The sequence below is a fragment of the Burkholderia sp. SRS-25 genome (assembly GCF_004343765.1).
GTDB lineage: Bacteria > Pseudomonadota > Gammaproteobacteria > Burkholderiales > Burkholderiaceae > Burkholderia > Burkholderia contaminans.
Genome location: NZ_PTXM01000006.1, coordinates 327,441 through 353,671, shown reverse-complemented (window position 1 = coordinate 353,671; position 26,231 = coordinate 327,441). Strand labels below are relative to the sequence as shown.

The window sequence follows — 26,231 nt, the reverse complement described above, 5'->3', positions numbered from 1 at the left end:
TCCATGCTCTAATGACCGCCTGTCGCGGCGCTGCCGGCGCCGTTTTCGCGCATGCAACATAGGAGTTCACGATGATCGACGTCTATAGCTGGGCGACCCCGAACGGCCACAAGGTGCACATCATGCTCGAGGAAACGGGTCTCGCTTATCGTGCCCATCCGGTCGATATCGGCGCGGGCGACCAGTTCAAGCCGGAATTCCTGAAGATCAGCCCGAACAACAAGATTCCCGCGATCGTCGATCCGGACGGCCCCGGCGGCCAGCCGATCTCGCTGTTCGAATCGGGCGCGATCCTGATCTACCTCGCGGAGAAGACCGGCAAGTTCCTGCCGACCGATCCGGCTGCACGCTATGCGACGCTCGAATGGCTGATGTTCCAGATGGGCGGCGTCGGCCCGATGCTCGGACAGGCGCACCATTTCCGCCTGTATGCGCCGGAGAAGATCGAGTATGCGGTCAACCGCTACACGAACGAGGCAAAGCGCCTGTACAACGTGATGGACAAGCGCCTCGGCGAATCCGAATATCTCGCGGGCGACGCGTACACGATCGCGGACATTGCGACGTTCCCGTGGACGCGCTCGTGGCAGAACCAGGGTATCGTGCTCGACGAATTGCCGAACGTGAAGCGCTGGTACGACACGATCGCCGCGCGACCGGCCGTGCAACGCGGTGTCGAAGTGCTCGCGTCGATGCGCAAGGCGCTGCAGGACGACAAGGCACGCGAGGTGCTGTTCGGTGCGACGCAATACGCGAAGCACTGACACGCATGTGACGGGCGGAGCGGCATCCGTGCATGCCGCTCCCCGCTTCAGAAGTAATGCAGCGTGATGAATTCGGCCGCGCAGACTGGCAGCGGCACATCGGGACGCTCGACCTGCATCGTCACCGACCACGTCACCTGCACACCGTCCCGCGCAGCCTCGGCGGTTTCCTTTACCGCAAACAACGCACGCACACGCGCACCCACTGGCACCGGCTTCAGGAACCGCACGCGGTTCAGTCCGTAGTTCACCCCCATCTTCTGCTCGAAACGCATCGCATCGGCCATCAACGCCGGAATCAGCGACAGCGTCAGGAACCCGTGCGCGATCGGGCCGCCGAATGGCGACTCGCGCCGCGCGCGTTCGGGATCGACGTGAATCCATTGATGATCGCCGGTCGCATCGGCAAAGCCATCGACACGACGCTGGTCGATCGCAATCCAGCCGCTCGCGAGCGGCTCTGCGCCGACTCGCGCCTGCAGCGCCTGCGCCGATGCGATCAGCGGCAAGGTCACGTCGGTCATGCGTGCGTGCCTCCCGGATGGCGCAGCCCGAAGATCACCTTGGTATGCAGGGTGATCACCGTCTCGCCGGCACCGTTCACGCCGACCCACTCCGTCGACACGATGCCGCGGTCGGGCTTGCTCTCCGACACGCGCTTGTCGTGGACCTTCTGATACATCGTGATCGTGTCGCCGGCGCGCACCGGCTTGAGCCAGCGGATCGAATCGATACCGGGCGAGCCCATGCTCGTCGAGTCCGACCCGAGCTTCTTGATGAGCAGGCTCATGAACACCGAACACGTATGCCAGCCGCTCGCGACGAGCCCGCCGAAATGCGATGCTTTCCCGGCTTCTTCGTCGAGGTGGAACGGCTGCGGGTCGTAGCGTTGCGCGAACGCCTTGATGTCGTCGGGTTCGAACGTATAGCGGCCCACTTCGGTGGTGCTGCCGACCACCAGGTCTTCGTAACTGATGCCCACTAGGTGTCTCCTTGTCTGGTGCGCTCTCGCGTCGGCATCACGCCGCGTCGGTCTGCGCGAAATCGGGCAGCGCCGCGATGCGGGCGAGATGATGATCGGTGTCGCCGAGCGTCGTCTCGATGATCGTCAGCCGCTTGAACAGGTGCGCGGCGGCGACCTCGTTGGTCACGCCCATGCCGCCGTGCAGCTGGACGGCCTGCTGGCCGACGAAGCGCGCGGCGGCGCCGACACGCGCTTTCGCGGCCGACACGGCCTTGCGCCGCGCATCGGCATCGCCGCTCGCGTAGCGTACGGCTGCCAGGTAGGTCAGCGAACGCGCCTGCTCGGCATGGATCAGCATGTCGACCATCCGGTGCTGCAGCGCCTGGAAACGCGCGATCGGCACGCCGAACTGTTCGCGCGTCTTCGTGTATTCAACCGTCGCGCGATTCAGTTCGTCGAGCACGCCGACCGCTTCCGCGCACAGCAGGAACGTCGCGTAATCGGCAACCTGCTCGAGGGCCGCAGCGTCGCGCGCACCGCCCGTCAGCAGTCGCGCCGGCGTTTCATCGAACCCGATCGTCGCGGCACGCTGGCCGTCGATCGTCCGGTAGTCGACCACCTTCGCGTTCGCGGCATCCCGTTTGACAACGAAGAGACCGATGCCCCCACCATCGACGCGTGCCGGCACGATCCACGCATCCGCCTGGGCGCCATGCTGAACGACCGATTTCGTGCCGGTCAGCCGATACGTGCCGCCTTGCTCGTGCGCGCGCGTGTCGAGTTCGAACAGGTCGTAGCGCGCATGCGGTTCGTGGAATGCGACAGCCACGCGCTTCTGCCCCTGCGCGATCGCCTCCAGCAGCGCCGCATCCTCGCCAGCGCCGGAACCGGCGATGCGCAACGCCTCGACGCCCACCGCCGTTGCCCAGTACGGCTCGATCACGAGCGCACGGCCGAGTTCCTGCATCACGACCAGCATGTCGACCGGGCCGCCGCCAAAGCCACCCTGCGCGTCCGGCACGGGCAGCGCGGTCAACCCCAGTTCGCCAAATGCGCTCCATTGTGTGTCCGACACGCCCGCGTCGCTGCGCACGATTGCCTGGCGCGCTTCGAAGCCGTATTGCTCGCCGAGATAACGGCGCAGCGCGTCGGCAAACTGTTGCTGCTCATCGGTAAAGCTGAAATCCATGGTTGTCTCCGTTCCCTGATCACAGCCCCAGAATCATCTGCGCGATGATGTTCTTCTGGATCTCGTTCGAACCGCCGTAGATCGACGTCTTCCGGTAATTGAAGTAGTACGCGGCAAGCGGTGCCGCATCGTCGTCGCCGGCAATGCTGTGCTCGCGCTGCCCGTCGAGGAACGGCACGTCGAACGGTGCGGCGAGCGGGCCGATCGCGTCGACCATCAGCTCGGTGAGCGCCTGCTGCACTTCCGTGCCCTTGATCTTCAGCATCGACGCCTCGGGGCCCGGACCCTTGCCGCTCGTCTCGCGGCTGACGACGCGGAGCACCGTCACCTCGAGCGCCATCAGTTCGACCTCGAGCGCCGCGACCTTCGCGGCGAACACGGGATCGGCGAGCAACGGCTTGCCGTTCTTGCGCTGGTTCGACGCGACGCGCTTCAGGAACGCAAGCTCGCGCTTCGACGAGCCGACGCGCGCGATGCCGGTGCGCTCATGGCCAAGCAGGTATTTCGCGTAGGTCCACCCGCGGTTCTCGTCGCCGACGAGATTCTCGACCGGCACCTTCACGTCCTCGAAGAACACTTCGTTGACCTCGTGGTCCTCGTCGAGCATGACGATCGGGCGCACCGTGATGCCGGGCGTCTTCATATCGATCAGCAGGAACGAGATGCCTTCCTGTTTCTTCGCGGCCGGATCAGTACGCACGAGACAGAACATCATGTCTGCGTACTGGCCGAGCGTCGTCCAGGTCTTCTGGCCATTGACGACGTAGTGGTCGCCCTGACGCTCCGCGCGCGTGCGCAACGATGCGAGGTCGGATCCCGAACCCGGCTCCGAATAGCCCTGGCACCACCAGTCCGACCCGTCGAGAATGCGCGGCAGATAATGACGTTTCTGCGCTTCGCTGCCGTATTTCATCAACACCGGCGCAACCATCGATACGCCGAACGGCAGCACGGTCGGCGCGCCGATCCGCGCGCACTCCTCATCCCAGATGTGTCGTTGCGTCGCATTCCAGCCCGGGCCGCCGTATTCGACCGGCCATGCGGGCGCAGACCAGCCACGCTGGCCGAGAATCCGGTGCCAGCTCGCGAAATCCTCGCGATCGAGTCGTTTGTGATCGAGTACTTTGGCGCGCAGCGCGTGAGGCAGGTTGGCCTCAAGCCAGGCGCGGACGTCGACGCGGAACGCGTCGTCCGAGGGGGAATAATCCAGATCCATGCGCAGTGTCTCCTGTCCGCAGCCGTCCGGCCCGGCAAGGACTCACTGCATGTTTCATTGCAGCGGTTCTTTGAGCGCGGCTGGAATCGGCAGCGGCATCACGTCGATGCCTTCTTCGGCCAAGGATTGCGCATCTTCGGGCGTCGTGACGCCACGAATGCTGCGTGCCGGCGCCTCGTTGTAATGGATGCGCCGCGCTTCCTCGGCGAAGCGCTCGCCCACATTCTCGGTTTTCTCCAGCACCTCGCGCAGCGCACGCATTACCTGCGCCTGCAGTGCACGCGAATCGACCGGCTGGGCCTGCGTCGCGCCCGACAAGTTCAGGCGGGGCGCCGACGGCAGACGGTTGACCTCGGTCGTTCCGCACACCGGACATTCGACCAGCTTGCGGGACAACTGCGCTTCGAATTCATCGGCGGAAGCGAACCAGCCTTCGAACCGATGACCGTGCGGGCACTGTAAATCGAGGACCTTCATGCTGAATCAGGGCGTGTGGCGAGTGTAGCGCAAAAAGCGGTTTTGTGAACGGTCGTGCTAAATATCGATCGCGCGACGCGGTGGCGCCGCGTCACCGGATTGTAACGCGGCGCCCAACCGGCCGCTGACGCCGCGCTCAGGGCGTCAGGACCGGCCCGAGCGGCCACGTCCCGGACAACACCTTTTCGAGCCACATCGTGCCGATGATCGTCTTCACGTCGGAGATCTGGCCCGTGCGCACCCATTCCTGCAGATCGGCCTGCGTCGCAGTGAAGGTCTCGAGGAATTCGCCTTCATCGAGCTTGCGCTCGCCGGCTGTCAGCCCGCGCGCCAGGTACAGGTCGATGAATTCGGTCGAATAGGAAATGATCGGGTGAATCCGGGCGAGGAACACGTACTCGCGTGCCGTGTAGCCGGTTTCTTCGCGCAGTTCGCGCACCGCGCATGCGAGCGCGCCTTCGTTCGGATCGAGCTTGCCGGCCGGAAATTCGGCCATCACCTTGCCGATCGGGTAGCGATACTGGCTTTCCATCAGCACGCGGCCATCGTCGAACAGTGGGATCACCATTACCGCGCCCGGATGCTGGACGTATTCGCGCGTGGCTTTCTTGCCATCCGGCAGGCGGACGGTATCGCGCTTGAGCTTGAGGAACGAGCCTTCGAAGATCGCCTCGCTTTCGAGGCAGGTTTCGGTCAGTGCGGCGTCGTGATTGGGTAGTTCGGCCATCGGCGGCTCCGGGAGTGAGCGCGACGGCCGAAGCCGTCAGCGTCGTTTGACGAGATACTGGAACGTGAAGCCGGGAAACGCGAACACGACGAAAAGACTGAACGTGATCGCGTAGAACTGCCAGCCCTGTTCGAAGCGGTTGCCGGCGCGCGACTCGAGCCAGAAGCCGAGCGCGCCAACGATGAAGTACAGCACGATCAGCTCGCCGATCCGCACCCACCCGCTCTTCTTCGCCGTGCCGAACGGCACGACGGCGAAGAGGCGTTGGTTCAGGAACGGCAGGTTGGCGCAGACGAGCGCCAACAGCACGATAAACCAGCCGGCTGCCGACATTACAGCGGCAGCGTGTGACGAATTGCCTGCAGGCAGGCCGTCAGCAGCGGGCTCGGGATCAGGCCGAGCGCGACGACCGCGAGGCCGTTCAGCACGAGGATCGTGCGCTTGCAGAAATCGCCCGAGATCGGCGTCGTATCCTGCGGTGCATCGAAGTACATCAGCTTCACGATGCGCAGGTAGTAGAACGCGCCGAACAGCGACGTGATCACGGCCAGCACGGCCAGCCACGTGAGGCCCGCGTTGACGGTCGCCTCGAGCACGGCGAGCTTCGCGTAGAAGCCGACGGTCGGCGGAATACCGGCCAGCGAGAACATCATGACCATCATCACGAACGCGAACACCGGGCTGCGCTTGTTGAGGCCCTTGAAGTCGTCGATCGTTTCGGCTTCGAAATCGCGGCGTGCGAGCAGCATCACCACGCCGAACGAGCCGAGCGTCGTGATCAGGTAGACGATCGCGTAGAACATCGCCGAGCTGTATGCGTTCGCCGGTGCCGTTGCGTCGCCCTTCACGATGCCTGCGAGCAGGCCGAGCAGGACGAAGCCCATGTTCGAGATCGCCGAGTACGCAAGCATCCGCTTGATGTTGCGCTGGACGATACCCGTGATGTTGCCGACGATCAGCGACAGTGCGGCCAGGATCACGAGCGCGGTCTGCCAGTTCTGTGCGAGCGGCAGCAGGCCCATCACCAGGAAGCGCAGGCCCCACGCGAACGCGGCAACCTTCGGGCCGCCGCCGACGAACAGCGTCATCGCGGTCGGTGCGCCCTGGTAGACGTCCGGCACCCACATGTGGAACGGCACGGCGCCGAGCTTGAACGCGATACCGGCGACGATGAAGACTACGCCGAACATCAGCACGGCTGCGTCGGTATTGCCGCCGACCGCCTTGTACACTTCGCCCAGCTCGAGCGAGCCGGTCGCACCGTACAGCATCGAGATGCCGTAGAGCACGAAACCCGACGCGAGCGCGCCCAGCACGTAGTACTTCATCGCAGCTTCGCTCGACTGTGCGGCATCGCGGCGCAGCGCGATGACGGCGTACAGCGACAGCGACATCAGTTCGAGACCGAGGTACAGCGTCAGGAAGTTGTTGCCCGACACCATGACCAGCTGACCGAGCAGCGAGAACATGCCGAGCAGGAACACGTCACCCCGGAACATGTCGCGATCTTCGAGGTACTTGCGCGAATAGACGAGCGAGACCGCGAAACCGAACGACACGACAGCCTTCATCATGCTCGCGAACGAGTCGACGACGACCATCTTCGAGAAGAAGTAGTACTGCTGCGGGTCGAGTGCCTGCACCGCGAACCACACGCCGGCGACGACCGACGATACGACCGCGATCAGATAAGTCAGGCGGCGGCCGGAGGCGCCGGTAAAGGTGTCGTTCAGCCATGCGACGACGATGGCGGCCAGCACCAGCGCGTCAGGCAACAGAACATTCATAGGGGCGTTTTGCATGATCTTGAGTTCCTCCGCTCGCGATTACTGGGCCAGCGGCAGCTTCGACTGCGCGACGTGGGAGAGGAGGTTTTCCACGGAAACGTGCATCACGTCGGTGAAAGGCTTCGGATACAGGCCCATCAGCAGCGTGAACGCGGCGAGCACGGCCAGCATCAGGAATTCGCGACGGCCGATGTCCTTCAGCTTGGCAACGTGATCGTTCGCAACCGCGCCGAAGTACACGCGCTTGTACATCCACAGCGTGTAGGCCGCGCCGAGGATCAGCGTGAATGCCGCGCCGAATGCGATCCAGAAGTTGTACTGGACGGCAGCGAGAATCACCATGAACTCACCGACGAAACCCGACGTACCCGGCAGGCCGCAGTTGGCCATCGAGAACAGCATCGCGAAGGCCGCGAACTTCGGCATCACGTTGACGACGCCACCGTAGTCGGCGATCTGGCGCGAGTGCACGCGGTCGTACAGCACGCCGATGCAGAGGAACATCGCGCCCGACACGAAGCCGTGCGAGATCATCTGGATGATCGCGCCTTCGACGCCGAGCTGGTTGAAGATGAAGAAGCCGAGCGTGACGAAGCCCATGTGCGCGATCGACGAATACGCGACCAGCTTCTTCATGTCGGCCTGCACCATCGCGACGAGGCCGATGTAGATCACCGCGATCAGCGACAGCGTGATCACGACGGGCGCCAGGAAATGGCTCGCGTCAGGCGTGATCGGCAGCGAGAACCGCAGGAAACCGTATGCGCCGAGCTTCAGCATGATCGCAGCCAGCACGACCGAGCCGCCCGTCGGCGCTTCCACGTGCGCGTCCGGCAGCCAGGTGTGGACCGGCCACATCGGCACCTTCACCGCGAACGCGAGGAAGAACGCAATGAACAACAGTATCTGCGGCGTCATCGCGATCTTGGCGTTCTGCCACGTCGCGAGGTCGAACGAATGCGTTTCCGTGTACAGGTAGATCAGCGCGACCAGCATCAGCAACGAGCCGGCCAGCGTGTACAGGAAGAACTTGAAGGCCGCATACACGCGGTTCGGGCCACCCCACACGCCGATGATGATGTACATCGGGATCAGGGTCGCTTCGAAGAACACGTAGAACAGCAGGCCGTCGGCCGCCGAGAAGACGCCGATCATGATCCCGGACAGGATCAGGAACGCCGCGAGGTACTGCGCGACGTTCTCAGTGATCACTTCCCATGCGGCGATCACGACGATCACCGTGATCAGCGCGGTCAGCACGACGAACCACATCGAGATGCCGTCGACGCCGAGGTGATACGCGATGTCGAAGCGTTCGATCCAGGTCGACTTCTCGACGAACTGCAACGCAGCCGTGCTCGAGTCGAAGCCCGTGATCAGCGGGATCGTGACCGCAAGGCCGAGCAGCGAACCGATCAGCGCGATCCAGCGGGCCGTCCCCGGATTTTTGTCGTTACCCACCGCAAGCACGAGGAGGCCGAAAACGATCGGCAGCCAGATCGCGGTACTGAGAATCGGAAAAGCGTGCATTAAGTTGTCCCCCGCCTTATTTGCCGCCGAGCGTTACAAACAGGGTCAGGAGCCCCAGCATGCCGATGATCATGGCGAACGCGTAGTGATAGATGTAACCGGATTGGAGGAAGCGGATCACGCCGGCGAACCAGCCGATGAACCGGGCGCTGCCGTTGACGAGGCCGTCGATCACCACGACGTCACCCTCCTTCCACAGGCCGCGGCCGATCGCCACCGAACCACGGGCGAACACCACTTCGTTGATCTTGTCCATGTAGTACTTGTTGTCCAGCAGCGTGTAGATCGGGCCGAACGCGCGGCGGATCGACGCCGGCAGTTCCGGACGCTTCAGGTACAGGAACCACGCGACAACGACACCGGCGAGTGCGAGCCAGACCGGCAGGCCCGACACCGAGTGCAGGCCCATGCCCACCCAGCCGTGGAACTCCTCGGCCATCTCGGCCAGGGCCGGATGGTTTTCGCCGATGAAGATCACCTTGTCGAATGCAACGCCGTGCTGGAAGAAGTCGCCAAACAGCATCGGGCTGATCGCGATCGCACCGATGATGACCGACGGGATCGCCAGCAGGACCAGCGGCACCCACACGACCCACGGGGTCTCGTGCGGTTCGTGCGCGTGGTCGTCATGACCGTGGCCATGGCCGTGGTCGTCGTGGCCGTGCGCGGCCGCCATGCCCATCGGCGATTCCGGATGCTTCGGCTTGCGGAAGCGCTCTTCGCCGTGGAACACCAGGAAGTACATGCGGAACGAGTACAGCGCCGTCACGAACACGCTCGCGACGACCGCGAAGTACGCGAAGCCCGAACCCGGCAGGTGCGACAGCTTCACCGCGTCGATGATCGAGTCCTTCGAGTAGAAGCCCGAGAAGAACGGCGTACCGATCAGCGCGAGCGAACCGACGAGCGACGTGATCCACGTGATCGGCATGTACTTGCGCAGGCCGCCCATGTTGCGCATGTCCTGGTCGTGGTGCATGCCCATGATGACCGAGCCGGCGCCGAGGAACAGCAGCGCCTTGAAGAACGCGTGCGTCATCAGGTGGAACACGGCGACCGGGTAAGCGGACACGCCGAGCGCGACGGTCATGTAGCCGAGCTGCGACAGCGTCGAGTATGCGACCACGCGCTTGATGTCGTTCTGGACGATCCCGAGGAAACCCATGAAGAGCGCCGTGATCGCGCCGATCACCGTGATGAACGACAGCGCGGTATCCGACAGCTCGAACAGCGGCGACATGCGCGACACCATGAAGATGCCGGCGGTGACCATCGTCGCCGCGTGAATCAGCGCGGAGATCGGGGTCGGGCCTTCCATCGAGTCCGGCAGCCACACGTGCAGCGGGAACTGTGCCGACTTACCCATCGCGCCGATGAACAGGCAGATACAGGCGACGGTCAGCAGGCCCCAGTCGGTGCCCGGGAAGTGCAGGCTCGCGAGTTCCGCGCGCTTTGCGAACACTTCGCCGTAGTTCATCGAGCCGGCGAATGCGAGCAGCAGGCCGATGCCGAGCAGGAAGCCGAAGTCGCCCACGCGGTTCACGAGGAACGCCTTCATGTTCGCGTAGATCGCGCTCTCACGCGTGAAGTAGAAGCCGATCAGCAGGTACGACACCAGACCCACCGCTTCCCAGCCGAAGAACAGCTGCAGGAAGTTGTTGCTCATCACGAGCATCAGCATCGAGAACGTGAACAGCGAGATGTACGAGAAGAAGCGCTGGTAGCCGTCTTCTTCCGCCATGTAGCCGATCGTGTACACGTGCACCATCAGCGAGACGAAGGTCACGACGACCATCATCATCGCGGTCAGCGAATCGACGAGGAAGCCGACTTCGAGCTTCAGCGAACCGACGTTCATCCATTCGTAGACGGTCGCGTTGAAGCTTGCGCCGCCCATCACGTCGAAGAAGACTTTCGCCGACAGGAGGAACGCGATCATTACGCCGAGGATCGTGATCCGGTGTGCGCCCTTGCGCCCGACTGCGTTCCCGAACAGCCCCGCAATCAGCGAGCCGGCCAGCGGAGCGAGCGGAATCGCCAGCAGCAGGTTTTCATTGAGTGTCGTTGACATAACAGCGTTGCCTGAAATTAACCTTTGAGCTGATCGAGATCCTCGACATTGATCGTGTCGAGCTTACGGAACAGGGTCACCAGAATCGCGAGGCCGATCGCGGCTTCCGCTGCGGCGACCGTCAGCACGAAGAACACGAAGATCTGGCCGTGCACATCGCCGAGGTAATGCGAAAACGCGACGAAGTTGGTGTTCACCGCCAGCAGCATCAGTTCGATCGACATCAGGATGATGATGACGTTGCGACGGTTCAGGAAAATCCCGACGATCGCGATCGCAAAGAGGATCGCGCCGAGCACGAGGTAATGAGCAAGAGTCAGCATGTTTTCTTTTCCTCCGCTTAGCCGTTGGTGCCCGAACCGGCTTCGCTCTGCGCCGTTTCCGGCTGCGGCTTTTCCGCTTCCATCTTCACGAGGCGCACGCGGTCGTTGCGGCGCACCTTGACCTGATCCGACACGCGCTGGCGCTTGCTGTCCTTGCCCTTGCGCTCGGTCAGCCCGATCGCGGCAATGATCGCGACCAGCAGCACGAGGCCGGCGATTTCAAACGCGAAGATGTAGTCGGTGTAGATCACCTTGCCGATCAGGCGCGTGTTCGACCAGTTGGCCATCTCGCCTGTGGCCATCGCGTGCACCGTCTGCGTGTCGCCGTAGCCGCGCCACAGGATCAGCGCCGTTTCGATCACGATGATCGCGCCGACCACGGTCGCCATCGGCACAAAGCGCTTGAAGTCGCGGCGCAGGTAGTCGATGTTGATGTCCAGCATCATCACGACGAACAGGAACAGCACCATCACGGCGCCCACGTAGACCAGCACCAGCAGGATCGCGAGGAACTCCGCTTCCAGCAGCATCCAGATCGCGGCGGCGTTGAAGAACGCCAGCACAAGGAAAAGCGCAGACGCCACCGGGTTGCGCGAAGTGATCACCTTCAGCCCTGATACCACCAGGAGCAGCGCGAAGATGTAGAACAGTACGGTCGTGAATTCCATGATTACCGGTTCATCGTTAGGCCATAGTCAGGCGCGGCTTGCGGGACGCTCTCGCGTGCCGCACCCGTCGCGGCGGCTCGGCCCTGGCTTCGGGCCGGCACTGCAAACACAATCAACGATACGGCGCGTCGGCAGCCTTCGCCGCGGCGATGTCCTTCTCGTAGCGATCGCCCACCGCGAGCAGCATTTCCTTGGTGAAATACAGGTCGCCGCGCTTTTCGCCGTGGTACTCGAGAATCTGCGTCTCGACGATCGAATCGACCGGGCAGCTCTCTTCGCAGAAACCGCAGAAGATGCACTTCGTCAGGTCGATGTCGTAGCGCGTCGTGCGGCGCGTGTTGTCCGCGCGCGTTTCCGATTCGATCGTGATCGCCATCGCGGGGCATACGGCCTCGCACAGCTTGCACGCGATGCAGCGCTCTTCGCCGTTTTCGTAGCGGCGCAGTGCGTGCAGCCCGCGGAAGCGCGGCGAAATCGGCGTCTTTTCTTCCGGGAACTGCACGGTGACCTTGCGCTTGAACGTGTAACGGCCGGTCAGCGCGAGCCCCTGCAGGAGCTCGGTCAGGAAGAAGGTCTTAAAGAAGTGTTGGATTGCGCTCATGATTTCGTCCGATTACTTCACCCAGATGTTGAGCGGCGACATCATCCAGAAGCCGACCACGACCACCCAGACCACCGTGACGGGCAGGAACACCTTCCAGCCCAGGCGCATGATCTGGTCGTAACGGAAACGCGGGAACGTCGCGCGAACCCAGATGAACACCGACAGCAGCGCGAATATCTTCAGCACCAGCCAGAAGATGCCCGGAATGAACGACAGGAATTCGAACGGTGCATCCCAGCCGCCGAGGAACAGCGTCGCGGTCAGCGCCGAGATCACGATCATGTTGATGTACTCGGCGAGGAAGAACAGCGCGAACGCCATACCCGAGTAATCGATCATGTGGCCGGCAACGATTTCCGACTCCCCTTCCACCACGTCGAACGGGTGACGGTTCGTTTCGGCAATGCCCGAGATGAAGTACACGACGAACGCCGGCAGCAGCGGCAGCCAGTTCCACGACAGGAAGTTCACGCCGTGGCCCGCGAAGAAGCCGTGCTGCTGCGAACCGACGATTTCCGACAGGTTCAGGCTGCCGGCCGTCATCAGCACTAGCACCAGCGCGAAGCCCATCGAGATTTCGTACGACACCATCTGTGCCGCGGCGCGCATCGCGCCGAGGAACGCGTACTTCGAATTCGATGCCCAGCCTGCGAGAATCACCGCGTACACACCGATCGACGAGATCGCCATCGCGTACAGCAGGCCCGCGTTCACGTTCGCGAGGACTGCTTCGGCCTGGAACGGAATCACGGCCCACACGGCGAACGCCGGCACGACGGTCATCACCGGCGCGATCAGGTACAGCCAGCGGCTGGCGGCGCTCGGCTGAATGACTTCCTTCAGCAGCAGCTTCAGCACGTCGGCGATCGGCTGCAGCAGGCCGCCGGGGCCGACGCGGTTCGGACCGAGACGAACGTGCATCCAGCCGATCAGCTTGCGTTCCCACAGAATCAGGTACGCGACGCACAGCAGGATGACGACGGAGACGACGAGGATGCGCACGATTGCCCACACCGTCGGCCATGCGAAGCCGAGAAGCTGGGACCCGCCCGCGTTGATCGTATCGAACAAGCTCATTTACGCCTTCTCCACCACCAGTTCACCGGACAGGCCACCGAGCGCTGCGCCGGCAGGCGTCGCCGCCGATACGCGAACGACGGTCTCCGCAAGATTCGCGTCGCGCACGGCCGGCAACTGCACCGCACGCTCGCCCTGGCGCACGCGCACGGCGTCGCCTTCCTTCAAGCCCAGCTTGTCGAACAGCGCAGCCGGCAGGGCCGCAGCATTCGCCGCCTTCGCAGCGGCCGTCAGGTGCAGCGCACCTGCGCGGCGCACGAGTGCGTCGGCGTGATAGATCGGCACATCGGCCAGGCGCTCGAAACCGCCGTTCGCGGCATTCGCCGCGACGCGCACCGGCGCGACCGACGTCTGGTTCGACAGGCGGCCCGCGACGCCGGTGTCGCCGAGCGCTGCGAGACGCACTTCTTCCGAGGTCTCGTATTCGAAGTTCGGCAGGCCGAGCAGGCTGCCGAGCACGCGCAGCACCTTCCAGCCCGGGCGAGTATCGCCGAGCGGGCGAACGACGCCGTTGAAGCTCTGCACGGTGCCTTCCGCATTCACGTACGTGCCGGCCGTTTCCGTGAACGGCGCAACCGGCAGCAGCACGTCGGCGTAGTCGAGGCCGTGCTTGAACGGCGACATCACGACGACCATCTCGGCCTGGTTCAGCGCGGCAAGCGCCTGCGCCGGATCGGCGGTATCGAATTCCGGTTCGACGTTCAGCAGCACGTAGCCCTTGCGCGGCTGCGCGAACGCTTCGCGCGCGTTCAGGCCGCCTTCGCCTGGCAGTGCGCCAACGACGTGCGCACCGACCGTGTTCGCCGCTTCCGTCAGGAAGCCGAACGTGGCGCCGGTATTGTCGGCGATCCACTTGGCGACGGCGTGCAGCTTGGCGAATTCCGGATGGCGGACCGCGACGTTGCCGAGCAGCACCGCGCGGCGTTCGCCGTTCGCGAGCGACTGGGCGACAGCCTGCGCGGCCGGCGATGCCGTGACGCCTGCAAGCGTGTCGGGCAGTGCAACGCCGCGCAGTTGAGCGACGGCCGCTGCGATACCGGCCAGTTGATCAAGCCATGCCGACGGGGCAGCAACGATGCGCTGCGCGGTCGGGATCAGTGCGTCGTCACCGGTCGCGTGCAGGAAGTGCAGCTTTGCACCGTTCTTCGCGGCCTGACGCAGGCGCGATGCGAACAGCGGGTGGTCGCGGCGCAGGAACGATCCGACGACGAACGCGGCGTCCACGTTCGACAGGTCGGCGATCGGCATGCCGAGCCACGGTGCGCCCTGGACCGGCGCCGAGAAGTCCTGCTGACGCAGACGGAAGTCGACGTTCGGCGTCTTCAGCTCGTTGGCGAGCTGCTTCACGAGGAAGAGCTCTTCGGCCGTGCTGTGCGCGCTCGCGAGCATCGCCAGCGCGTTCGCGCCGTGATCCGCGGCGATGCCCTTCAGGCCTTTCGCGACGTATTCGAGTGCGGTCTGCCAGTCGGTTTCGATCCATTGGCCGCCCTGCTTCAGCATCGGCTTCGTCAGGCGCTCTTCGCTGTTGAGGCCTTCATACGAGAAGCGATCCTTGTCCGAGATCCAGCACTCGTTGATGGCTTCGTTCTCGAACGGCAGCACGCGCATCACGCGGTTGTTCTTCACCTGAACGACGAGGTTCGCGCCGACGGAATCGTGCGGGCTCACCGACTTGCGGCGCGACAGCTCCCACGTACGGGCGCTGTAGCGGAACGGCTTGCTGGTCAGGGCGCCGACCGGGCACAGGTCGATCATGTTGCCCGACATTTCGGAATCGACCGTCTTGCCGACGAACGTCGTGATTTCCGAGTGTTCGCCGCGGCCCAGCATGCCGAACTCCATCACGCCGGCAATTTCCTGGCCGAAGCGGACGCAGCGCGTGCAGTGGATGCAACGCGACATTTCTTCCATCGAGATCAGCGGGCCCACGTTCTTGTGGAACACCACGCGCTTCTCTTCCGAGTAGCGCGACGACGACTTGCCGTAGCCGACCGCCAGATCCTGCAGCTGGCATTCGCCGCCCTGATCGCAGATCGGGCAGTCGAGCGGGTGGTTGATGAGGAGGAATTCCATCACCGACTGCTGCGCCTTCACGGCCTTGTCGGATTGCGTATGGACGATCATGCCGGCCGACACGGGGGTCGCGCAGGCAGGCACGGCCTTCGGCATCTTCTCGACTTCGACGAGACACATCCGGCAGTTGGCCGCAACCGACAGCTTCTTGTGATAGCAGAAGTGAGGAATGTACTTGTCCGCCTTGTGCGCAGCCTGGATCACCATGCTGCCTTCGGGCACCTCGACCTTCTTGCCGTCTATTTCAAGTTCAACCATGATGGTGAATGGTCCTTAACCTATTTCCGCCCGTTCGCGCCTTCGCCCGACCGTGCGCTCAAATTCCGCAACCGGGTTCGCTTCAGGCTGCCGCCGCGTGCGCGTGGCCGCCGACCATGCAGTGCTTGTGCTCGACGTGGTACGCGAATTCGTCCCAGTAGTGCTTGAGCATCCCGCGTACCGGCATCGCCGCCGCATCGCCGAGTGCACAGATCGTGCGACCCATGATGTTCTCGGCAACCGAGTTCAGCAGGTCCAGATCTTCCTGGCGGCCTTCGCCGTGCTCGATACGGTTCACGACGCGATACAGCCAGCCGGTGCCTTCACGGCACGGCGTGCACTGGCCGCACGATTCCTCGTAGTAGAAGTACGACAGGCGCAGCAGCGAGCGCACCATGCAGCGCGTCTCGTCCATCACGATCACCGCGCCGGAACCGAGCATCGAGCCCGCCTTCGCGATCGAATCGTAGTCGAGATCCGTCTGCATCATGATGTCGCCCGGGATCACCGGCGCCGACGAACCGCCCGGAATCACGGCCTTGATCTTCTTGCCGCCGCGCATCCCGCCAGCGAGCTCCATCAGCGTCGCGAACGGCGTGCCGAGCGGCACTTCGTAGTTGCCCGGACGCTCGACGTCGCCCGACACCGAGAAAATCTTCGTGCCGCCGTTGTTCGGCTTGCCGATCTCGAGGTAGTTCTGCGGCCCGATGGACAGCAGGAACGGCACCGCGGCGAACGTCTCGGTGTTGTTGATCGTGGTGGGCTTGCCGTACACGCCGAAGCTCGCAGGGAACGGCGGCTTGAAGCGCGGCTGGCCCTTCTTGCCTTCGAGCGACTCGAGCAGCGCCGTTTCCTCGCCGCAGATGTACGCGCCGTAACCGTGGTGCGCGTGCAGCTGGAACGAGAATTCCGAGCCCATGATGTTGTCGCCGAGGAACCCGGCGGCGCGCGCCTCATCGAGCGCGGCTTCGAAGCGTCGATACACTTCGAAGATTTCGCCGTGGATGTAGTTGTAGCCGACGGTGATGCCCATCGCGTACGCGCCGATGGCCATGCCTTCGATCAGCGCATGCGGGTTCCAGCGCAGGATGTCGCGATCCTTGAACGTGCCCGGCTCGCCTTCGTCCGAGTTGCAGACGAGGTACTTCTGCCCCGGGAACTGGCGCGGCATGAAGCTCCACTTCAGGCCGGTCGGGAAGCCCGCACCGCCACGGCCACGCAGGCCCGACGCCTTGACGTCGGCGATCACCTGCTCGGGCGGAATCTTTTCTTCGAGAATGCGGCGCAGCTGCTTGTAGCCGCCGCGCGCGACGTAATCTTCGAGGTGCCAGTTCTCGCCGTTCAGACCAGCGAGGATCAGCGGTTTGATGTGACGGTCGTGGAGGGACGTCATTTCGAAAGCTCCTCAAGCAGCTGGTCGATCTTCTCGCGGCTCATGAAGCTGCACATTCTGTGATTGTTCACCAGCAGCACCGGCGCATCGCCGCACGAGCCCATGCATTCGCCTTCCTTCAGCGTGAACTTGCCGTCGGGCGTGGTCTCGCCGAAGCCGATGCCCAGCTTCTGTTTCAGGTAGTCGGCAGTCGCCTCCGCGCCACCGTCCGGGCCGAGCTGGCACGGGAGGTTCGTGCAGAGCGTGATCTTGTGCTTGCCGACCGGTTTGAGCTCGTACATCGTGTAGAACGTCGCGACTTCCTGCACGGCAACGGCCGGCATGCCGAGATAGTCCGCGACGAACTGCATCAGTTCGGGCGACAGCCAGCCGTGCTCTTCCTGAGCAACGGCCAACGCCGACATCACGGCGGACTGTTTCTGATCGGCGGGATACTTCGTCAACGCTCGATCGATTTCCTTCAGGCCTTCAGCTGAGATCATTTTCAGACACGACTCTTTCAATTCCTACCGAACGAACAACCTGCCGCACACTGGGGTGCATGGACGGCAGACCTGGCGCTCACTGTTGACAGCTTGCGAAGCCGCGCCGGTTCAGCGCGCATCGCGTGTGACTTGCTGCTCGCCGCCCGCTCGCGCGGGCGGCGCTAACCATTAGCGATCGATTTCGCCGAACACGATGTCCTGCGTACCGATGATCGTGACGGCGTCGGCGATCATGTGACCGCGCGCCATCTCGTCGAGCGACGCCAGGTGCGCGAAACCCGGTGCGCGAATCTTGAGGCGATACGGCTTGTTCGCACCATCCGACACGAGGTAGATGCCGAACTCGCCCTTCGGATGCTCGACCGCCGCGTACGCTTCGCCTTCCGGCACATGGAAACCTTCGGTGAAGAGCTTGAAGTGGTGAATCAAGTCTTCCATGTTGGTTTTCATGCCGACGCGCGACGGCGGGGCAACCTTGTGATTGTCCGTCATCACCGGGCCCGGATTCTTGCGGAGCCACTCAATACACTGTTTCGCGATGCGGATCGACTGGCGCATTTCTTCGACGCGCACCAGATAGCGGTCGTAGCAATCGCCGTTCACGCCGACCGGCACGTCGAAATCCATGCGGTCGTACACTTCGTACGGCTGCTTCTTGCGCAGATCCCAGGCGATGCCCGAGCCGCGCAGCATCGGGCCCGTCAGGCCCATCTGCAGCGCACGTTCCGGGCTGACCACGCCGATCCCGACCAGACGCTGTTTCCAGATCCGGTTGTCGGTGAGCAGCGTTTCGTATTCGTCGACGCACTTCGGGAAGCGCGTGAAGAAGTCGTCGATGAAGTCGAGCACCGAGCCGCTGCGCGCTTCGTTCATCTTCGCGAGCGCCTTCTCGTTGCGAATCTTCGACGCCTTGTATTGCGGCATTGCGTCAGGCAGGTCGCGGTAGACGCCGCCCGGACGGTAGTACGCCGCGTGCATCCGGGCACCGGACACCGCTTCGTACACGTCCATCAGGTCTTCGCGTTCGCGGAATGCGTACAGGAACACGGCCATTGCGCCAACGTCGAGGGCGTGCGCGCCGATCCACATCAGGTGGTTCAGCACGCGCGTGATCTCGTCGAACAGCACGCGGATGTACTGCGCGCGCTCCGGCACGTCGATGCCGAGCAGCTTTTCGATCGCGAGCACGTAGCCGTGTTCGTTGACCATCATCGACACGTAGTCGAGACGATCCATGTACGGCACGGACTGGATGAACGTCTTGGATTCCGCGAGCTTTTCCGTCGCGCGGTGCAGCAGGCCGATGTGCGGATCGGCGCGCTGGATGACTTCGCCGTCGAGCTCGAGCACGAGGCGCAGCACGCCGTGCGCTGCCGGGTGCTGCGGGCCGAAGTTGAGCGTGTAGTTCTTGATTTCTGCCATGACGCCCCCTTAATGTTTCAGACCGCCATAGCGATCCTCGCGGATCACGCGCGGCGTGATTTCGCGCGGCTCGATCGTCACCGGCTGGTACACGACCCGCTTCTCTTCCGGGTCGTAACGCATTTCGACATAGCCCGACACCGGGAAGTCCTTGCGGAACGGGTGGCCGATGAAGCCGTAGTCGGTGAGGATGCGACGCAGATCGGGGTGGCCTTCGAACACGATGCCGTACAGGTCGAACGCTTCGCGCTCGTACCAGTTCGCGGAGGTCCAGATGTCGACCAGCGATGCCACGATCGGCAGGTCGTCGTCAGGCGCGAATGCGCGCAGGCGCAGACGCCAGTTGTTCGTGACCGACAGCAGGTGCGACACGGCCGCGAAGCGCGGGCCGTCGTAGGCGCCGTCGCCGAAGGTCTGGTAGTCGACGCCGCACAGGTCGATCAGCTGCTCGAAACGGAGCTTCGGATCGTCGCGCAGCGTCTTTGCGACTTCGAGGTAATCGCTCGCCTTCACGACGAGCGTCAGTTCACCGATCGCTTCGGTGAGGCTCACCACGCGCGCGCCGAGCGCGGCTTCGAGGTTTGCCTTCAGGGTCTCGATTTTGCTTGCCATATTGAGGGGACGCTCGGGGCTTTATTGACGGGCGATGGTATTGGTGCGGCGGATCTTCGCCTGAAGCTGGATCACGCCGTAGACCAGCGCCTCGGCCGTGGGCGGACAGCCCGGCACGTAGACGTCGACCGGCACGATCCGGTCGCAGCCGCGGACCACCGAGTACGAGTAGTGGTAGTAGCCACCGCCGTTCGCGCACGACCCCATCGAGATCACCCAGCGCGGCTCGGCCATCTGGTCGTACACGCGACGCAGCGCGGGCGCCATCTTGTTGCAGAGCGTGCCGGCGACGATCATCACGTCCGACTGGCGCGGGCTCGGGCGGAACACGACGCCGAACCGGTCCAGGTCGTAACGGGCCGCGCCCGCATGCATCATTTCGACGGCGCAACACGCGAGCCCGAACGTCATCGGCCACAGCGAGCCGGTACGCGTCCAGTTGATCAGCTTGTCAGCCGTCGTGGTGACAAACCCTTCCTTCAAGACCCCTTCGATACTCATTTGCTTTCCACTCCAGACGAGCGACCGAGCGTGGCCGCCCATGCAAACCGGCGATTAACCCATCACTCCCAGTCGAGGCCGCCTTTCTTCCAGATATAGGCAAAGCCCAGCAGGAATTCGAGCAGAAAAATCATCATTGCGACGAAACCCGGCCAGCCGATATCCCGGAGCGCGACGCCCCACGGAAACAGGAATGCGGTTTCGAGATCGAAGATGATGAACAGGATGGCGACGAGGTAGTACCGGACGTCGAATTTCATCCGGGCGTCTTCAAAGGCTTCGAAGCCGCACTCGTACGGTGCGTTCTTCTCGACGTCCGGCTTGTTGGGACCAAGGAGCTTGCCGATGCTGACCAGCGCTATACCTAAACCAGTGCCCACGAGGAGGAACAACAAGACGGGGTAATAGGCTGCGAGGTTCAAGGCAATCCTCTATCGGTTGGTTCTGAGCGTCCGGAGAATACCACTTCCGGCGGAAGGAATCATTTCGGAGTGCATGCGATCGCAAGACAACCGCAAGCACACCCCAGAAATGAAAAATGCCAGCCACTAGAAGCGGCTGGCATTGAGTAACTTTGGTGCCGACGGCGAGACTCGAACTCGCACAGCTTTCGCCACTACCCCCTCAAGATAGCGTGTCTACCAATTTCACCACGTCGGCACTGCATGCAACCGGGGTTGTAACTACTTGTTTCCCGCGAATCGCTTCAAGAATTAAATTCTAACCCGACTTCGAGATTTGTTCAACGCACAACCGCAAAAAATTTAACTTTTTATTTCGGGACGTCCTGGCCCGGCGCGCTTGCAGCCGAACCTGCGGCAGCAGATGCCGCGACAGCCGGCGCCGATGCTGCAGGCGCCGATGCCGGCGCGGTCGCCACCGCACCCAGCACGCCCGCCGACGGCGTCGACTTGTACGAACCGAGGTACGTCAGCGCGAGCGTCGCGACGAAGAAGATCGTCGCGAGAATGCCCGTCGTACGCGACAGGAAGTTCGCCGAACCCGTGGCGCCAAACAGGCTGCCCGACGCGCCGCTGCCGAACGCGGCGCCCATGTCGGCACCCTTGCCGTGCTGCAACAGCACGAGACCAATCACACCAAGTGCAGACAGCACCTGCACCACAATAATCAGCGTCTTGAATAACAGCATCACACCCACCCGAATGGATCGGGCGACCGGACCGACCGGCCGCCGTCATGGTTCAATTCGATCTCGGACCGCTCAGCGCGCGGCCCGGCAGATCGCCAGGAAATCTTCCGCCTTCAGCGACGCGCCGCCGATCAGGCCACCGTCGATGTCCGGCTGCGCAAACAGCTCTTCCGCGTTGTCCGGCTTCACGCTGCCGCCGTACAGCACGGACACGTCCGCCGCGCCCTTTGCCGCGAGACGCGCACGCAGGAACGCGTGCACGTCCTGTGCCTGCGCCGACGTCGCGCTCTTGCCCGTGCCGATCGCCCAGACCGGCTCGTACGCGACGACGATCCGCGCGGCCTCGTCGGCCGTCAGCACGGCCAGCACTGCGTCGAGCTGCGCACCGACCACCTGCTCGGTCGCGCCCGACTCGCGCTCGTCGAGCGTCTCGCCGACGCACACGACGGGCGTGAGCCCCGCTACGAGCGCGCGCTGCGTCTTCGCCGCGACCGTCTCGTTGCGTTCGCCGTGATACGCGCGGCGCTCCGAGTGACCGACGATCGCATAGCGTGCGCCGAACTCCGCGACCATTGCAGCCGCGACTTCACCGGTGAACGCGCCCTGCTCGTGCGCCGACACGTCCTGCGCACCCCAGGCGACACGGCCGCCGTCGAGTTGCGCCTGAACCTGCGCGAGATAGGGGAACGGCACGCACACGCCGACCGACGTTTCGGCCGCCACCGCGCCCGCGCCCTGCACCACTTCGTTCAGCAATGCCTGGTTGCCGGCCAGCCGGCCATGCATCTTCCAGTTGCCGATCACACGCTTAGTTCTCTGTTTCGACATCGTGTCTGTCTCGTCACCGCTTGGTCATTAACGCGCCGGAAACCGGCCGTCAGGCTTGATCTGGCGAAGCAAACCGGCGATTTTACTGCGCGCGGCTTGAACCGGTCAAACCGCGCATGTCAAGCCCGGCCACAGGGGCCGTCAGGCGTTCGTACCCCAATCGAGCACGATCTTGCCGGTGTGCTCGCTACTTTCCATCAGCGCATGGGCCTGCGCGGCGTCCGCGGCCGGCAATACGCGATAGATCACCGGCTTGATGCGGCCGTCGGCAAGCAGCGGCCACACGCGCGACTTCAGCTGCGCGGCGATCCGCGCCTTGAACTCGACCGGACGCGGGCGCAGCGTCGAACCCGTGATCGTCAGCCGGCGACGCAGGATCTCGCTCAGGTTGACGTCGGCCTTCGCGCCGCCGAGCAGCGCGATCAGCACGAGGCGGCCGCCATCCGCGAGCGCGGACAGTTCGCGCGGCACGTACGAGCCCGCCACCATGTCGAGGATCACATCGACGCCGCGATCGTGCGTCAGCGACTTCACCACCTCGACGAAGTCTTCCGTCTTGTAGTTGATCGCACGTTCCGCGCCGAGCGCCTCGCACGCGCGGCATTTATCGGCGGTGCCGGCCGTCGCGAACACGCGAAAGCCGAGCGCATGCGCGATCTGGATCGCCGTCACGCCGATGCCGCTCGAACCGCCCTGCACGAGCAGCGTCTCCTGCTCACCGCCCTCGCCCGCGCCGAGCTGCGCACGGTCGAACACGTTGCTCCACACGGTGAAAAACGTTTCGGGCAGCGATGCGGCCTCGATATCGGTCAGCCCGTCGGGCACCGGCAGGCATTGCGGCAGCGGCGCAACCGCATATTCCGCATAGCCGCCGCCCGCGAGCAGCGCGCACACGCGATCGCCCAGCTTCAGGCCGAACGGGTTCAGCGCGGCGTCGGACAGGTCGCCGCCGACGATCTCGCCCGCGACCTCGAGGCCGGGCAGATCCGATGCACCCGGCGGCGGCGCATAGGCACCCTTGCGCTGGAACACGTCGGGCCGGTTCACGCCGGAAGCCGCCACCTTGATCAGCACTTCGCCGCGCTTCGGTTCGGGGCGCGGACGCTCCGCAAGCTTCAGCACGTCGGGGGCACCGAATTCGGTGATTTCGATGGCTTTCATGGTGATGGTCGCTCCAGGATCGGAATCGGATGGCGCGCCCGCACGCGGCACGGACGCCTTGCCGGCGCTGCTGCGCCGCACAACGATGCTACAGAAAAAACGGCCGGCACGCTTTCGCACTGCCGGCCGTTGATCCGCCTATCCGCTTACTGCTGCGGCGGCGTGTCCGACTGCGACGCCGCCGCTGCTTCGTTCAGCAGCGCCTTCGCCGACAGACGCACGCGACCCTTTTCGTCCGTCTGGATGACCTTGACCTTCACTTGCTGGCCTTCCTTCAGGTAGTCGTTGATGTCCTTCACACGCTCGTTGACGATTTCCGAGATGTGCAGCAGGCCATCCTTGCCCGGCAGCAGGTTCACGATCGCGCCGAAATCGAGCAGCTTCAGAACCGTGCCTTCGTACACCTGGCCCACTTCGATCTCTGCCGTGATCTGCTCGATACGCTTCTTCGCTTCGGCCATGCCGTCGCTGTTCGTGCTCGCGATCGTCACGACGCCGTCGTCGGAGATGTCGATCGTCGTGCCGGTCTCTTCTGTCAGCGCACGGATCACCGAACCGCCCTTGCCGATCACGTCGCGGATCTTTTCCGGGTTGATCTTGATCGTGATCATGCGCGGCGCGAATTCCGACAGTTGCGTGTTCGCACCCGAAACCGCCGACGTCATCTTGCCGAGGATGTGCATGCGGCCTTCCTTCGCCTGCGCGAGCGCGACCTGCATGATTTCCTTCGTGATGCCCTGGATCTTGATGTCCATCTGCAGTGCCGTCACGCCTTGTTCCGTGCCGGCCACCTTGAAGTCCATGTCGCCGAGGTGATCTTCGTCGCCGAGGATGTCGGTCAGCACCGCGAACTTGTTGCCTTCGAGGATCAGGCCCATCGCGATACCCGCGACGTGCGCCTTCATCGGCACGCCGGCGTCCATCAGCGCGAGGCAGCCGCCGCATACCGATGCCATCGACGACGAACCGTTCGATTCGGTGATTTCCGACACGACGCGGATCGAGTAGCCGAATTCATCGGCGCTCGGCAGGCACTTGACCAGTGCACGCTTCGCGAGGCGGCCGTGGCCGATTTCGCGGCGCTTCGGCGAGCCGACGCGGCCCGTTTCGCCGGTCGCGAACGGGGGCATGTTGTAGTGGAGCATGAAGCGCTCGCGGTACTCGCCCTCGAGCGCGTCGATGATCTGCTCGTCACCCTTCGTGCCGAGCGTCGCGACGACCAGCGCCTGCGTCTCGCCGCGCGTGAACAGCGCCGAGCCGTGGGTACGCGGCAGCACGCCGGTGCGGATTTCGATCGGGCGCACGGTGCGCGTGTCGCGGCCGTCGATGCGCGGCTCGCCGTTCAGGATCTGCGAACGGACGATCTTGGCTTCGATGTCGAACAGCACGTTGCCGACCGTTGCCTTGTCGGCTGCGACCGTACCGGCCGCCAGCGCATCTTCCTCGAGCGTCGCCGAGGTTGCTGCGTAGACTTCCTTCAGCTTCGTCGAGCGCGCTTGCTTGTCGCGGAGCTGGTAAGCGGCGAGCAGGTCGTTCTGTGCCAGCTCGGTCACGCGTGCGATCAGCGCTTCGTTCTTCGGTGCCGGCTGCCAGTCCCACTCAGGCTTGCCGCCTTCGCGCACCAGTTCGTGGATTGCGTCGATCGCGACCTGCATTTGCTCGTGGCCGAACACCACGGCGCCCAGCATCACGTCTTCCGACAGCTGATCGGCTTCCGATTCGACCATCAGCACGGCACGTTCCGTACCTGCGACGACGAGGTCGAGGCTCGATGCCTTGATCTGGTCACGCGTCGGGTTCAGCACGTACGCATTGTCGATGTAGGCTACACGTGCGGCACCGACCGGGCCGTTGAACGGCAGGCCCGACACGGCGAGCGCAGCCGATGCGCCGATCAGCGCGGGGATGTCCGCCGGGATTTCCGGGTTCACGGACAGCACGTGGATCACGACCTGGACTTCGTTGTAGAAGCCTTCCGGGAACAGCGGGCGCAGCGGACGGTCGATCAGGCGCGACGTCAGCGTCTCGTGCTCCGACGGACGGCCTTCGCGACGGAAGAAGCCGCCCGGGATCTTGCCGGCGGAGTAGGTCTTCTCGAGGTAGTCGACGGTCAGCGGGAAGAAATCCTGACCCGGCTTCGCCGACTTCGCGCCGACGACGGTTGCCAGCACGACGGTGTCTTCCACGTCGACGATCACGGCGCCGCTTGCCTGGCGAGCGACTTCACCGGTTTCGAGGCGCACTTTGTGCTGGCCCCACTGGAATTCCTTCACGACCTTGTTGAACATGGACATGGTTGCTCCTTTGAATTCATGCATTTCATTCGCCGCGCCGGCCATCCCGCGCGGCGGCGTCCCGACCGAATCACCCGGAGCAAGGTGTGTTTTTTATGCCATTCCAGCGCGGCACTCATGCAGCGACGCGCTGGAATGACACAAATCCTGCCCCGGTATCAGTCGTTGCGGCAACCCGGCACAACCGTGCCGGACAGCCTGCGGTGCGTGTGACGCTACGCACCGCGCAAAAACAAAATGCCTGTATCAGCGGACTGACACAGGCATCTTGCTGGCGGCAATCGCCTCGATTACTTACGCAGACCCAGCTTCTCGATCAGTGCGCGGTAACGGTCGGCATCCTTGCCCTTGAGGTAGTCGAGCAGCTTGCGGCGGCGGCTCACCATGCGCAGCAGGCCGCGGCGGCTGTGGTGATCCTTCGCGTGGGTCTTGAAGTGACCCGTCAGTTCGACGATACGTGCGGTCAGCAGTGCGACCTGGACTTCGGGCGACCCCGTGTCGTTGGTACCGCGGGCGAACTGAGCAACAACTTCCGACTTCTTGATATCTGCAACAGACATGTGATTTCCTTTCTAACTGAACAGGCGGACACGGAAGAATGGCCGTGCCGTGATTTACAACCGGCGCGCATTGTAGCACAACTCCGCGCCGTTCTTA

The 26,231-nt window shown here is 63.7% G+C and carries 27 protein-coding genes and 1 tRNA gene; 1 reads left to right on the top strand and 27 read right to left on the bottom strand.

Translation table 11 applies throughout. The annotated features are described in order from the left end of the window. Nucleotides 1-71: 71 nt before the first annotated feature. Nucleotides 72-764 carry a glutathione binding-like protein gene (locus C5O79_RS10205; RefSeq protein ID WP_039370627.1) on the top strand — a complete coding sequence of 231 codons (693 nt, stop codon included), beginning with the start codon at nt 72-74 and terminating at the stop codon, nt 762-764. Between the two features lie 47 nt (nt 765-811). On the opposite strand, the gene C5O79_RS10200 is transcribed toward C5O79_RS10205, so the two are convergent. From C5O79_RS10200 to rpsO, 27 genes are all read right to left on the bottom strand, one after another. Then, entirely contained in the window at nt 812-1,288 is a 477-nt protein-coding gene (locus tag C5O79_RS10200; protein WP_039370625.1) for a MaoC family dehydratase, read from the bottom strand. Then, on the bottom strand, nt 1,285-1,746 hold the full coding sequence (locus C5O79_RS10195; RefSeq protein WP_131931350.1) for a MaoC family dehydratase: 462 nt from the start codon (nt 1,744-1,746) through the stop codon (nt 1,285-1,287). Before C5O79_RS10195 ends, C5O79_RS10200 begins: the two co-directional genes overlap by 4 nt. A gap of 37 nt (nt 1,747-1,783) precedes the next feature. Beyond that, complete coding sequence (locus C5O79_RS10190) at nt 1,784-2,917, bottom strand: acyl-CoA dehydrogenase (protein WP_046544755.1); 1,134 nt, start codon at nt 2,915-2,917, stop codon at nt 1,784-1,786. Between the two features lie 19 nt (nt 2,918-2,936). Further along, a complete protein-coding gene (locus C5O79_RS10185; protein WP_047852395.1) occupies nt 2,937-4,133 on the bottom strand; it encodes an acyl-CoA dehydrogenase family protein in 1,197 nt (398 codons plus the stop codon). 54 nt (nt 4,134-4,187) lie between these two features. Then, entirely contained in the window at nt 4,188-4,610 is a 423-nt protein-coding gene (locus C5O79_RS10180) for a DUF1178 family protein (protein ID WP_046544753.1), read from the bottom strand. 136 nt (nt 4,611-4,746) lie between these two features. Next, a complete protein-coding gene (locus C5O79_RS10175) occupies nt 4,747-5,337 on the bottom strand; it encodes an NUDIX hydrolase (RefSeq protein ID WP_046544752.1) in 591 nt (196 codons plus the stop codon). A 36-nt stretch (nt 5,338-5,373) separates the two neighbouring features. Continuing rightward, nucleotides 5,374-5,670, bottom strand: coding sequence for a DUF2818 family protein (locus tag C5O79_RS10170; protein ID WP_046544751.1), 297 nt, complete (start codon nt 5,668-5,670; stop codon nt 5,374-5,376). Continuing rightward, a complete protein-coding gene (nuoN, locus tag C5O79_RS10165) occupies nt 5,670-7,124 on the bottom strand; it encodes an NADH-quinone oxidoreductase subunit NuoN (RefSeq protein WP_039370611.1) in 1,455 nt (484 codons plus the stop codon). The genes C5O79_RS10170 and nuoN overlap by 1 nt, the downstream gene beginning before the upstream one ends. Before the next feature lie 39 nt (nt 7,125-7,163). Then, nucleotides 7,164-8,654: an NADH-quinone oxidoreductase subunit M gene (locus tag C5O79_RS10160; protein ID WP_021162817.1), complete on the bottom strand. Its 1,491-nt coding sequence runs from the start codon at nt 8,652-8,654 to the stop codon at nt 7,164-7,166. A gap of 16 nt (nt 8,655-8,670) precedes the next feature. Continuing rightward, nucleotides 8,671-10,725 carry an NADH-quinone oxidoreductase subunit L gene (gene nuoL / locus C5O79_RS10155; RefSeq protein ID WP_039370608.1) on the bottom strand — a complete coding sequence of 685 codons (2,055 nt, stop codon included), beginning with the start codon at nt 10,723-10,725 and terminating at the stop codon, nt 8,671-8,673. Nucleotides 10,726-10,742: 17 nt separating this feature from the next. After that, complete coding sequence (gene nuoK, locus C5O79_RS10150; protein WP_006478272.1) at nt 10,743-11,048, bottom strand: NADH-quinone oxidoreductase subunit NuoK; 306 nt, start codon at nt 11,046-11,048, stop codon at nt 10,743-10,745. Nucleotides 11,049-11,065: 17 nt separating this feature from the next. Beyond that, nucleotides 11,066-11,716: an NADH-quinone oxidoreductase subunit J gene (locus C5O79_RS10145; RefSeq protein ID WP_046544750.1), complete on the bottom strand. Its 651-nt coding sequence runs from the start codon at nt 11,714-11,716 to the stop codon at nt 11,066-11,068. A 112-nt stretch (nt 11,717-11,828) separates the two neighbouring features. Beyond that, nucleotides 11,829-12,317 (bottom strand): NADH-quinone oxidoreductase subunit NuoI, encoded by a 489-nt coding sequence (nuoI, locus tag C5O79_RS10140; RefSeq protein ID WP_011352695.1) that lies wholly within the window; start codon nt 12,315-12,317, stop codon nt 11,829-11,831. Between the two features lie 12 nt (nt 12,318-12,329). Further along, the gene (nuoH, locus tag C5O79_RS10135) at nt 12,330-13,397 is read right to left on the bottom strand and encodes an NADH-quinone oxidoreductase subunit NuoH (RefSeq protein ID WP_011352696.1); all 1,068 of its coding nucleotides are present in this window, start codon (nt 13,395-13,397) and stop codon (nt 12,330-12,332) included. Continuing rightward, the gene (gene nuoG, locus C5O79_RS10130; protein WP_122474202.1) at nt 13,398-15,728 is read right to left on the bottom strand and encodes an NADH-quinone oxidoreductase subunit NuoG; all 2,331 of its coding nucleotides are present in this window, start codon (nt 15,726-15,728) and stop codon (nt 13,398-13,400) included. An 82-nt stretch (nt 15,729-15,810) separates the two neighbouring features. Continuing rightward, nucleotides 15,811-17,121, bottom strand: a complete 1,311-nt coding sequence (gene nuoF, locus C5O79_RS10125) for an NADH-quinone oxidoreductase subunit NuoF (RefSeq protein ID WP_006478267.1) — start codon at nt 17,119-17,121, stop codon at nt 15,811-15,813. After that, entirely contained in the window at nt 17,118-17,603 is a 486-nt protein-coding gene (gene nuoE / locus C5O79_RS10120) for an NADH-quinone oxidoreductase subunit NuoE (protein ID WP_039370599.1), read from the bottom strand. The genes nuoF and nuoE overlap by 4 nt, the downstream gene beginning before the upstream one ends. A gap of 171 nt (nt 17,604-17,774) precedes the next feature. After that, nucleotides 17,775-19,028 carry an NADH-quinone oxidoreductase subunit D gene (locus C5O79_RS10115; protein ID WP_034184888.1) on the bottom strand — a complete coding sequence of 418 codons (1,254 nt, stop codon included), beginning with the start codon at nt 19,026-19,028 and terminating at the stop codon, nt 17,775-17,777. A 9-nt stretch (nt 19,029-19,037) separates the two neighbouring features. Continuing rightward, the gene (locus C5O79_RS10110) at nt 19,038-19,640 is read right to left on the bottom strand and encodes an NADH-quinone oxidoreductase subunit C (protein ID WP_006478264.1); all 603 of its coding nucleotides are present in this window, start codon (nt 19,638-19,640) and stop codon (nt 19,038-19,040) included. 21 nt (nt 19,641-19,661) lie between these two features. After that, the gene (locus C5O79_RS10105) at nt 19,662-20,141 is read right to left on the bottom strand and encodes an NADH-quinone oxidoreductase subunit B (protein WP_006398799.1); all 480 of its coding nucleotides are present in this window, start codon (nt 20,139-20,141) and stop codon (nt 19,662-19,664) included. A 62-nt stretch (nt 20,142-20,203) separates the two neighbouring features. Beyond that, on the bottom strand, nt 20,204-20,563 hold the full coding sequence (locus C5O79_RS10100; RefSeq protein WP_122474203.1) for an NADH-quinone oxidoreductase subunit A: 360 nt from the start codon (nt 20,561-20,563) through the stop codon (nt 20,204-20,206). Between the two features lie 153 nt (nt 20,564-20,716). Continuing rightward, nucleotides 20,717-20,801, bottom strand: a tRNA-Leu gene (locus C5O79_RS10095). Between the two features lie 112 nt (nt 20,802-20,913). Further along, nucleotides 20,914-21,291, bottom strand: coding sequence for a preprotein translocase subunit SecG (secG, locus tag C5O79_RS10090; protein ID WP_031401913.1), 378 nt, complete (start codon nt 21,289-21,291; stop codon nt 20,914-20,916). A 72-nt stretch (nt 21,292-21,363) separates the two neighbouring features. Then, complete coding sequence (tpiA, locus tag C5O79_RS10085; protein WP_122474204.1) at nt 21,364-22,119, bottom strand: triose-phosphate isomerase; 756 nt, start codon at nt 22,117-22,119, stop codon at nt 21,364-21,366. 141 nt (nt 22,120-22,260) lie between these two features. Next, complete coding sequence (locus C5O79_RS10080) at nt 22,261-23,280, bottom strand: NAD(P)H-quinone oxidoreductase (protein ID WP_039370590.1); 1,020 nt, start codon at nt 23,278-23,280, stop codon at nt 22,261-22,263. Nucleotides 23,281-23,426: 146 nt separating this feature from the next. Beyond that, nucleotides 23,427-25,574, bottom strand: coding sequence for a polyribonucleotide nucleotidyltransferase (pnp, locus tag C5O79_RS10075; protein WP_122474205.1), 2,148 nt, complete (start codon nt 25,572-25,574; stop codon nt 23,427-23,429). A gap of 290 nt (nt 25,575-25,864) precedes the next feature. Next, complete coding sequence (gene rpsO, locus C5O79_RS10065) at nt 25,865-26,134, bottom strand: 30S ribosomal protein S15 (RefSeq protein WP_006398792.1); 270 nt, start codon at nt 26,132-26,134, stop codon at nt 25,865-25,867. Nucleotides 26,135-26,231 lie beyond the last annotated feature (97 nt).